7 protein-coding genes and 2 pseudogenes are annotated in these 10,380 nt (G+C 47.7%); 8 read left to right on the top strand and 1 reads right to left on the bottom strand.

Going from position 1 to position 10,380, the window contains the following annotated elements; all coding sequences use genetic code 11:
* From Q0238_RS04380 to Q0238_RS04345, 8 genes and pseudogenes are all read left to right on the top strand, one after another.
* Positions 1 to 440, top strand: a pseudogene (locus Q0238_RS04380) (cytochrome C); the annotation flags it as partial.
* A 219-nt stretch (positions 441 to 659) separates the two neighbouring features.
* Positions 660 to 2,591, top strand: a complete 1,932-nt coding sequence (locus Q0238_RS04375) for an FTR1 family protein (RefSeq protein ID WP_297943240.1) — start codon at positions 660 to 662, stop codon at positions 2,589 to 2,591.
* Positions 2,592 to 2,605: 14 nt separating this feature from the next.
* A complete protein-coding gene (locus tag Q0238_RS04370) occupies positions 2,606 to 3,127 on the top strand; it encodes an iron transporter (RefSeq protein ID WP_005869331.1) in 522 nt (173 codons plus the stop codon).
* Positions 3,128 to 3,546: 419 nt separating this feature from the next.
* Positions 3,547 to 4,965 carry a Fe-S-containing protein gene (locus tag Q0238_RS04365; protein ID WP_297943239.1) on the top strand — a complete coding sequence of 473 codons (1,419 nt, stop codon included), beginning with the start codon at positions 3,547 to 3,549 and terminating at the stop codon, positions 4,963 to 4,965.
* Positions 4,965 to 6,209 carry an ABC transporter permease gene (locus Q0238_RS04360; RefSeq protein ID WP_297943237.1) on the top strand — a complete coding sequence of 415 codons (1,245 nt, stop codon included), beginning with the start codon at positions 4,965 to 4,967 and terminating at the stop codon, positions 6,207 to 6,209. The genes Q0238_RS04365 and Q0238_RS04360 overlap by 1 nt, the downstream gene beginning before the upstream one ends.
* Positions 6,196 to 7,329, top strand: coding sequence for an FtsX-like permease family protein (locus Q0238_RS04355; protein WP_297943235.1), 1,134 nt, complete (start codon positions 6,196 to 6,198; stop codon positions 7,327 to 7,329). Before Q0238_RS04360 ends, Q0238_RS04355 begins: the two co-directional genes overlap by 14 nt.
* Position 7,330: 1 nt before the next feature.
* Positions 7,331 to 7,969, top strand: a pseudogene (locus tag Q0238_RS04350) (ABC transporter ATP-binding protein); the annotation flags it as partial.
* Positions 7,970 to 8,215: 246 nt separating this feature from the next.
* Positions 8,216 to 8,440, top strand: a complete 225-nt coding sequence (locus tag Q0238_RS04345; RefSeq protein WP_297943233.1) for a hypothetical protein — start codon at positions 8,216 to 8,218, stop codon at positions 8,438 to 8,440.
* Between the two features lie 69 nt (positions 8,441 to 8,509).
* Here Q0238_RS04345 and Q0238_RS04340 read toward each other — a convergent pair.
* A partial coding sequence (locus tag Q0238_RS04340) for a DNA polymerase III subunit gamma/tau (RefSeq protein WP_297943231.1) occupies positions 8,510 to 10,380 on the bottom strand: 1,871 nt, incomplete at its 5' end.

Genomic DNA, 10,380 nt, shown 5'->3' with positions numbered 1-10,380 from the left:
CTGCTAGCGGCATCAAGCAAGGCACCGAACTAAACGAAGCGCAGAAAAAATTCCTTTTAAGCAAGGCGGTTTTTGGGGATGCTTGTCTAAGATGCCACGATGTCAAGTATGATAAGCTCTTTGCATCCAGCGACAAGGCTAGCCTGGCTGCGTATATGGGCTCGATGCCTCCTGATCTTTCGATGATGATCCGTTCCAAGGGCGCCAACTATCTACACGAGTTTATCAATGATACGCAAAAGAAGCTTCCAGGCACTTCGATGCCGCGCGTAGGCTTGAACGAAAACGCTGAAGCCAAGGTCGTGGAATATCTAGCTGACGTAGGCGATAGCAAAAAAGCCGAGCGTGAAGCTACAACCATAAATATTATGATTTATTTCTTGATCCTTTCTGTTTTTGCAGGTCTTTGGAAAAGCAAAATTTGGTCGAAACTTCATTAAAATTTTAGCAGTCGGAGTAAAATCCGACTGCCATTTAAAATTCCGCCATATCCTAAATTCTATTAAATTCCATCTATCAAAAAGCTCTTGCAATTGAGAATTTAGCCGCTTTCGTGCTTTATGATAACCGCTTTTTTTATTACTTTTTAAGATTTTTCTACATATAATTGCCGCTCGATTTTGAAATTTAATGTATGAATTTAACTCAAGAAGGTTCAGATGAAATTTTTTAAATTTGCGCTTTTAGCTCTAATTTTTCCGCTTGCTATGCTTTTTGCGGATACGGATTATCGCGCCGAAGCAGCGACGATAAAAGAGAAATTTGCTCAAGCGATCAAGCTTTATGTCGATGGTAATAATTCTGAGGCTAGAAAGATAACTCAAGAGGCGTATTTTGGGCATTTCGAAAATCTAGAAGCTGGTATCCGCATAAATTTGGGACAGAAAAAATCCTACGATATGGAGAAGCAATTCGGCGATATCCGTAAAGCGATCAAAGCTGAAAAGCCTCTAAATGAGATCCAAGCAATGATCGATAATCTAAATCGCGAGATTGATGAGGTTCTGCCTGCGATCGAATCTGGTCATCGTCTCGTAGCCGAGTATCAAGACGGAGGCGACGGCAGCACTTCTGCGCCAACCTCAGGCGGGAATTCCGCAGCATCCGGTACGACCTCGCCGTGGATGAGCGTCTATACGGAATTTAAAACTGAGCTGGATAACGCTAAAGCTGCGTTTGATAAAAAAGACACTGCTGCACTAAAAGCTGCGCTAAATCGCGCGAAATTTGATATCTACCGCAACGAACGTCTAGAGGAGGCGGTTCGAAAATATGTCTCATCTCAGACTGATCAATCAATTCAGCAGATCATAGGAAATCTCTTGCGCGAGGATGCGGATACGGACAAATCAAAATTTGACGAAGCGATAAACGCTTTAGATAATCTAGCATTAAAAGCTGTAAATGATTTGCCGCAAGAAAGCTACTCCATAGCGCCGCAGACTGCGTTAGCACAAAGCGATACTAGTGAGGATGAGAGCAAGGATTTTACGCCGATTGTGCAAAATATCAAAGACAAAATGGCTAAGGTTTTGCAACTTTACGAAAGCGGCAAGGTTGATGATGCGATTGACGAAAGCGGCAATATCTACTTCGACGAATACGAAGAGAGCGGTATGGAAAATATCGTCGGTGCTAAAAATACTCAGCTTAAGCTAGACACCGAAGCAAGCTTTAATAAAATTTCAGCTCTTATGCGCGCGGGTGCTTCCAAAGAGCAGATTGTAGCGGCGCAAAACAAGCTATTTGATCAGCTCACCCAAAGTCTAGAGCTAACGAAGAAATCAAGCAACTGGGATCTATTCTTATACGCGTTTATCATCATCTTGCGCGAAGGATTTGAAGCGCTCATCATCGTAGCCGCGGTCATCGCTCTACTTATAAAATCCGGCAATTCAAAGCACCTAAATATCGTTTACAGCGCTCTTGGCGTCGCGGTTGTGCTAAGTATTGCTACGGCTTATGGGTTGAATTATATCTTCGGTAGCGAAAATGCAGGACAAACGCGCGAAGTGATGGAGGGCGCGGTGATGTTAATCGCCGTAGTTCTGCTATTTTATGTGGGCTTTTGGCTTCTTTCAAATGCAAGCTCCAAAAAGTGGAGCGCCTATATCCAAGGTCAAATTTCAAACAGCCTAAGCTCTGGCGATAGCAAGATGCTTTGGTGGACGGTATTTTTAGCGGTTTATCGCGAGGGCGCAGAGACGGTGCTATTTTATCTGGCACTACTTTTCGATGCCAAAAGTCCGGCAGCTACCAGCATGGTAGCAGCAGGCTTCGTAGCGGGTCTGGCGGCTCTTATCATAGTTTATATCGTCATCAAAAAATTCTCGCTTAAAATCGCTATCAAGCCATTTTTCATCGCTACATCGGTCATTATCTTTTATATGTCCGTCGTATTCGTGGGCAAGGGCGTGATGGAGCTAGTCGAGGGCAAGGTATTCGTGCCTACCGTTATTGATGGGCTTCCAACGATTACGTGGATCGGATTTTATCCTTACGTCCAGAGCCTCGTGCCGCAAGCGGTGATGATCGTACTTCTAATCGTAGGAATTTTAATCTTAAAAAATAAGCAAAAAAACAAATCTTAATAAGGAGAGAAAAGATGAAAAAGATTTTTTCAGGTATGTTGGCACTAAGCCTAGCCTCTGTTATAGCAATGGCAGGAGAACATCCGATCGGAGAGCCGATTGAGCAAAATGGAATGGAGATCGCGGCAGTTTATCTTCAGCCTATCGATATGGAGCCTAAAGGCATCGATCTAGCTCCTAGCAAGGCAGACATCCACCTTGAGGCGGATATCCACGCTATCAAAGGCAACGCAAACGGATTTGGCGAGGGCGAGTGGATCCCTTACCTAAAGATCGCTTACGTGCTTAAAAACCTAGACACAGGTAAGATTCAAAAGGGAAATTTCATGCCGATGGTAGCTAGCGACGGCCCTCACTACGGCGCCAATATCAAGATGGTAAACGGTGTAGGCAACTACGAGCTAACCTACAACATCGAAAATCCAAGCGCCAACGGATTCGGTCGCCACGCAGACAAAGCGACCGGCGTAGGCAAATGGTGGGAGCCGTTCTCGGTTAAATATACCTTCCAATACACAGGCGCTCCTAAAGAGTAAATCGTAGCAGGCTCCGCCGAGTCCGTTTTGGCGGAGCTCTAGCGGTATTGGGTTTAGCCGCACGCTTTAAATTTAAGGCGGTTAAATTTAGCCCGTTTAAATTTAAATGTTACACCGTAGATAAAGAACATCGTTTTGCTTCAATGCGTTTAAGCTTACGAATCTTTTAGCTGCGGCAAAATTTTAAAATTTCAAGAGGCTTAAAATTTTAAAATTTTAAAATTTAGCGCGCCGCAAGAGCGAGACAAAACCGAAGCAATAGCGAGTCGAATTTCTCTTTGCGGGCGACTCTTATCGCTGAGAACTTTTTGTAAGCGGATTTGAAATTTTAAAATTTACAAAATGGCGTAGGTTTTAAAATTTTAAAATTTAAGCAAGTATAGGCGATTTACGCGCATTAGGCTCGATGAGGATTTTTAATGACGATATTTTTTTATCACGTTAGCTTGGCTCTATTTCCACTCGCGTTTTTAAGCGCGTATCTGGGCGGCAGGCGTTTTATCAGCGCATCGTTTTTGCCCGCGCTTTTGGGAGCTGCATTCGGGGCGCTGTGCTTTAGCGCATTTGCGCGCTCGGCAAACGCCGATACGGGCAAGATCGTATTTGATGCGCTCGCACTTTTAGCGCTGCTCGCGCTACTGCTTGCGTTTAAGTTTAAGCGATTCTATCTTACCGCTATAGTTATTTTTGCTCTTGGTTGCGCGTATGGATTTGAATACCGCTTCATAGGGATGAATTTTAAAATTTTCTCCGGCGAGCTGCTGGACAGCTTCAGCCTAACCAACCTCTTTATGGCTGTTTTAGGTGCACTGGCGCTCATTTTATTCTATTTTATTTATCGCTCAGCTCTAGCGCGCGCTAGCAGGGGCGCAAAGCTAGCGTCATTCGCTCTTGCATGGGCGTTTGCCTTTATTGCTAAAATCGGCTTTTTAGGCCTTGATCTGCGCCAGGCGGATGCACCGAAAGCGCTATCTGCGAAGGGTTTTGAGGGGCTTTCAAACGCGATCGGCTCGTCCGAGTTTCTAAGCGTCATCGCTAAAATCATCCACTACAACAACTCCTATCTGACGCTAGCTCTTTGCCTTATAGCCGCGCTAATTGCGCTGCTTACGGTATTGCGTGCGCCAAGGCGTGTGCCTCGCGAAGCGGACATTATAAAATTTAGAGAGGTTAAAGCGGGCAGATTTGCCATTTTTAGAGATTTTAGCCTGATCTTATCGCTTGGGGTTTTAATCAGCTTTTTGGGGCTTTATTATATCTTGGTTGCTTCAAAACCGCCTACGATCGACGAGCCTAAGATTATCGAGCCGCAAGGCGCGGAATTCATAATCGATGCAAACATCGTAAAGGATGACAAGCTGCACCGCTTTGCCTACGTCACCGACGACGGGCACAAGGTCAGGTTTTTTCTGCTAAACCGCTTCACGGACAAATTTGCCCCGGTCGCGGTTTTTGACGCGTGCTCGATCTGCGGCGATATGGGCTACATCAAAAAAGGCGACGAGCTCATCTGCATCGCTTGCAACGTGAGGATATTTTTGCCTAGCGTCGGCAAGCTGGGCGGCTGCAACCCAATCCCGCTAGATTATAAGCTAGAGGGGCAAAATATCGTCATCGCACTTAAGACGATCGAGGATGGCGCGTCCTATTTCTCGGAGATTGTGGATAAAAAGGTGATCGATCCGGTCAGTAGAAAAGAAATTTTAAACACCTCTAAATTTAGCTATCTTTACTATGGACGCACCTACTTTTTCGAAAGCGAAGCGAATGCAAACGCCTTCACCGCGCACCCCGAGCGCTATGTAGATGAAAACGGCACGCTAAAGGAGCTTAAATAATGTTTTTACGCATCATCAAATCCTCCATTTTAAACTCCAGGGATAGCAAAATTCTAGCGTTTTTGACCATATTTTTATCGGTCTCGCTGATCGCTTGCATGCTAAATATCACGCTAAAAATCGGCGATCAGGTCGCTAAGGAGCTACGCAGCTACGGCTCAAATATCGTAGTGCTACCGCGCTCGCAAAGCCTAAGCATCGAGATCGGCGGGCGCGAATACTCGCCGCTTAAGAATGACGATTTCTTAAAAGAGAGCGAGCTGCATAAGATCAAAGAAATTTTTTGGCGCAACAATATCACCGCCTTTGCGCCTTTTTTAACTACCCGCGCAGGAGATTACGACGTCGTGGGAACCTACTTTGAAAGGGACGTGGGCGTTAGCGACGAGCCTGATTTCAGATCGGGCGTGCGCTCGCTCTATCCGTTTTGGAGCGTAGAGGGACAGTGGGTAAAAGACGGCGCCGAGAATGAAGTGCTCGCAGGCGACGCGCTGGGGCTTAAGATCGGCGATACGGTTAAGCTTGGAGATTATGAGGTTAAAGTCGTTGGGATTTTGCACGGCGCGGAGGATGAAGCCAAAAAGCTGATCGCAAATTTATCTCTGGTACAAAAGCTAACGCACAAAGAGGGTCTCATCGCCAAGGCAGAAGTTAGCGCCATGACGATCCCGGAAGACGATCTGTCCGTAAAGGCAAGAAGGAGTCTCGATAATCTAGACGCTACAGAATACGACACATGGTACTGCTCTGCATACGTAAGCTCCATCGCATATCAGATCACCGAGGAGTATCCAAATGCAAGCGCCAAGGCGGTACTTAGCGTCAGCGAAGCTCAAAGCGGCATCACGAAAAAAATTCAAAATTTAATGGGCGTCGTAAGCATTCTATCGCTGCTAATCTCAAGTATCTGCATCACGAGCCTGCTAAGCAGCGAAATTTACAAGCGCAAAAAAGAGATCGGCTTACTTAAGGCGCTAGGAGCGAGTAACTTTATGATCTATATCCAGTTCGCCGCCGAAATTTTCGTCATCTGCGTAGCAAGCTCACTCGTGGGCGCAGTCGTGGGCTACGCGCTTAGCTGGGCGATCGCGTATCAAATTTTTGGCTCCTTTATCGGCGTCTCGCTTATGGTCTTTCCGCTTAGCATCGTCTTTGGACTTCTTATTTGCATTATCGGCTCGATCTTGCCGCTACGCGGAGTAATCAAACTACTGCCTGCGGAGGTGCTTTATGGTAGGAAATAACGGCGCGTTTTTTAGAGGCGCGATCTTTAAAAGTATCATCAACAGCGGCATCCGCAGCTTCGTGATTTTCGTCGCGATCATGCTAGGCAGCGCGGTTTGCGCGGCGTTCGTAAATATCTACGCCGACATCGATAAAAAGGTTGCCAGCGAGCTAAACAGCTACGGCGCAAATTTAATCGTAAGCCCCGCAAATTTAGAAAATTCCCATATGGACGAAGCGGCGCTTGATGCGAAGTTCGCTAAAATCCCGGCACTGAAAAGCGCGAATAAATACCTTTTCGGCAGCGCAAATTTAGGCGTAAACTCAGGCATCATCATGGGGGTAAATTTCTCCTCTCTGCGTGATACGATGCCGTTTTTGGATCTTAAAGAGGGTTCATTTATAGGCGTGGATTTCGACGATAAAAACGCGCTCATCGGCCAAGATCTCGCCAAACTTTTGGGCGCGAAGCTCGGCGATAGTATCGAGATTACGCCGATCGGCTCAAACGAAACGAGCAAGGTAAAGATAAAAGGCATCGTATATGACGGGCAGAAAGAGGACGGCATGCTGCTAATCTCGCTGCCGCTGGCGCAAAAAATTTTAAATCAGCCTGCGCAGGTAAATTACGCCGAAGCGATCGTAAGCGGCGATTTTAAGCAGCTAAGCGAAATTTCAAAAAGCCTAAGCGACGGGCAGATGAGCTTCGCTCCGATCGGCAAGGTATCCAAAACTCAGGGCATCATCTTAAACAAAATCAAACTTTTGATGCTTCTTATCGGTATTACGATCCTTCTGATCACCTCGGTCTGCATCAACACGAGCCTTAGCTCTATCCTGCTTTCGCGCATCAAAGAGTTTGCGCTCATCCGCGCAATCGGCGCGAGCAAGCAAAATTTGCTCCACCTGATCCTGAGCGAAATTTTAACCGTCTGCGTCGCAGGCTCGCTAGCTGGAGTATTCGTGGGATACCTGCTCGCGATCTTGCTGGGGCATCTGATATTTTCAAGCAGCGTGGATTTTAGGCTGATTAGCCTCTTTGCGGCGGTCGCACTGAGCCTGATTTTTGCGCTCGCGGCAAGCTACTATCCGATCAAAAAGGCGCTGAATCCAAATTTAGCGAATCTATTAAGGGAATGACATGGAAATTTTAAAATTTGAAGGTATATGCAAATACTTCGGCGAGGTTAAGGCTCTCGATAATATCAGCTTCGACGTTTTAAGCGGCGAGTGGGTCAGCATAATGGGCCCAAGCGGCAGCGGCAAAAGCACGCTCGTAAATATCCTAAGCCTGATGGATACCCCCACCGCAGGCAGATACATCCTAGGCGGAGCCGACGCGAGCGCGCTAAACGACGAGCAAATTTTAGAATTTCGCCGCAAAAAGATCGGCCTCGTGTTTCAGCAGTTTCACCTAATCCCCTATCTAACGGCCGTCGAAAACGTAATGCTGAATCAGTACTACCACAGCTGCGTGGACGAGGACAGCGCCAAGGCGGCACTTGATAAAGTAGGGCTCGGGCACCGCATCACGCACCGCCCTAGCGAGCTTAGCGGCGGCGAGCAGCAGCGTGTCTGCATCGCGCGCGCACTCATCAATGATCCCGACATCATCATCGCGGATGAACCTACGGGCAACCTCGACGAGGCCAACGAGCGCGTGGTTTTGCAGCTCTTTCAGACGCTTCGTAGCGAGGGCAAGACGCTGCTTTTGGTCACGCACAACGAAGAGCTCGGTAAATTTGCCGACAAAGTGGTGCGCCTAAGACACGGCAAGCTCGATCGAATAGAGCTTTTGGATCAAAGCACGATGAAGCATAATCTCGGCTCGCAAGATAAAATTTCAGATTGCGATCCAAACAAAAGCGCTTCGCAAAGCTCTAGCGCCGAAACTGCGAGCGAGCAAAATCCCGCCTCGCAAAATTCTCGCGGCGAAGATCAAGGCGCTAAAAATTTAAGCGGCGAAAATCAAGGTGCCAAAAATGCGGGCGCGCAGAATTCCGGTGCATAAAATTTAGCTCGCATGATGAAAAATAAAGCTACGTTAAAATTTAAAAATTTCACCGCCTGCACCGCGCGCTCTTTTTGGATCCGCCTAAGGCTCGCGCGAGCAGGTGCGGCTCTTTGCTGCGCACGTCCCGCCGAAGCTATTTGCTTCGAAATATCAAACGCCTATGCGACGCCGAGCGGAGTGGGGAAAAATTTAAAAAATCAAAATTTTAAAATCGTGCAGGTTTGCTTCGTAGCGTAAATTTCGGAATCGCTTTTGCACATTTAAATTTTAAAATCGCACGGAAGTAAATTTAATCCGCATAAAACGCTATTCTGTGATTTTGGTGGGCTCACCGAAAAGCCTATTCATCTCGGAGATCAAAATTTCCTTGCCGTCCTGTGCGCCGTTTGCGAGCTCGGCGAGGCCTGCCTTGGCGGCGCGCACGCTCTTGCTTGTATCACGGGGCTTTGCGGCGTAGTTTTGCGGATCGGTGGATCTTAGCAGATCGTCTTTCCCCCCGCCGTCATCTCCTGAAGAAATTTTGGAATTTTGCAGCTTAGAATTTGAAGCGGAATTTTGCGAATTGGAATTCGTCGCGGAATTTCGCTGCATAGAATTTTGCGTAGTAGAATTTTTCGAATTTTGTTGCTCAGAATTTCTTCCCGCATCCGTTTGCAATTTTGCGGCTTGCGCCTTATTTGCGGCGGAATTTATTTGCGGCGCACAGCTCTGCTCGCTTTCTTGCTCGCCTGTTTGCGTAGATTCGGGATTGTCTTGCACGCTGCTAGAGGTGGGGCTTTCAGTAAAATTTTGCGACGCGGAATTTACAGGGCTTTGTGAGGTCGAATTTGCAGGGCGTGTAGTATCGGCGCTGGATTCGGAAGTCGCGCCTTGCGTAGAATTCTTGCTTTGTGTAGCGGTTGCGCCACGTGCGGAATTCCGATCGCGCTTGCTTTGGGCGGGATCATCGCCGTTTTGCGGCGCGCTTTGCTCGATTTTGATTTTTGCGTCCTCGCCAAAAAGCGATTTTAGCACGCTATTGATCGCTCGCGAACCCTTGCGTAGGTACTCTCTGTCCTGCCCCTGCGCGCGCGAGAGCAGATACAATGTGCCGCGCTCGAGCTTTAAAAATTCTATGCATTTGCTAAATTTCTCGCCTAGATCGTAATCGCGGTCGTAAATTTTGGCTAAAAAATTCTCGTAAATTTCATTTTGAGCGCCCGTTTTGATGGAAGAGCTAGAATTTTGCGCTTGCGCCGCTGCGCCAGGTTTGATCTCGTTGCTTGCGCCGAAGTTTTGTTTTGCCGCATCGCCCGCACTGGAGTTTTGCGCCGTGTTTACGGGACGTTTTGCACTCGCAGTAAAGCTCGGCACGCCGCTTGTCGCGCTATCTGCGTCACTCGGCGCAAAAGTCGTGCCGCCCGGTTTGCTATTTGGCGCGAATGTCGCGCTTTGGTTTAAATTTGATTTGAAATTCGGCGCGGAGCTTTGCGCGTTTAAATTCGGCGCCGAAGCAGAAGCATAGCCCTCGCTTTGATCCAGGGATCTTCCGACCTCTATGAGCTCGTCGATCTCGCGCAGATTTACCGCCTCCATCATCATAAAAATCATCATAGAGATCGCGTAGGTGTTGTCCGGGCTGATGGCAAGCATGCTCTTAGCGCCCGCTAAAATGCGGAAAAACCGCTCGTACATCAGCAGGCTAAATTTCGCGTCGCGGCGCAGGAATTTATCCTTTAAATTTGCGATCATCTCGTCGATTATCGTCTCGGCGTTGTAGTTTTCGACCTCTTTGATGATCTCGATCGCGCCCGCGCGGTCCTGGCGCAGCACGACGTCTAAAATTTCGCCAATTTTAACGGGATCGAGCAAGCCCAGCATATCGGCGATCGCGCGCTGCGTGATTCCTTCGCGGCTAAAGATAATCGCCTGATCAAGGAGCGTGAGCGTGTCTCGTAGCGAGCCAGAGCCGCTGCGCGCTAAAATTTCAAGCGCGCCCTCTTCGTAAGCGATATTTTCGGTTTTTAAAATCTGCGCGAGGTGCGCTACGACGGCGCTTTTGGCGATAGGTTTAAAGCGAAAGTGCTGCGTGCGCGATAGCACGGTGACTGGAAGCTTGAGCGGATCGGTAGTCGCAAGGATAAATTTTACGTAAGCAGGCGGCTCTTCAAGCGTCTTTAAAAGCGCGTTGGAGGCCT

The sequence above is a fragment of the uncultured Campylobacter sp. genome (genome assembly GCF_938045775.1).
Taxonomy (GTDB): Bacteria; Campylobacterota; Campylobacteria; order Campylobacterales; family Campylobacteraceae; genus Campylobacter_B.
The sequence above is the reverse complement of the archived record's forward strand: the minus strand, read 5'-3'. Positions and strand labels throughout refer to the sequence as shown.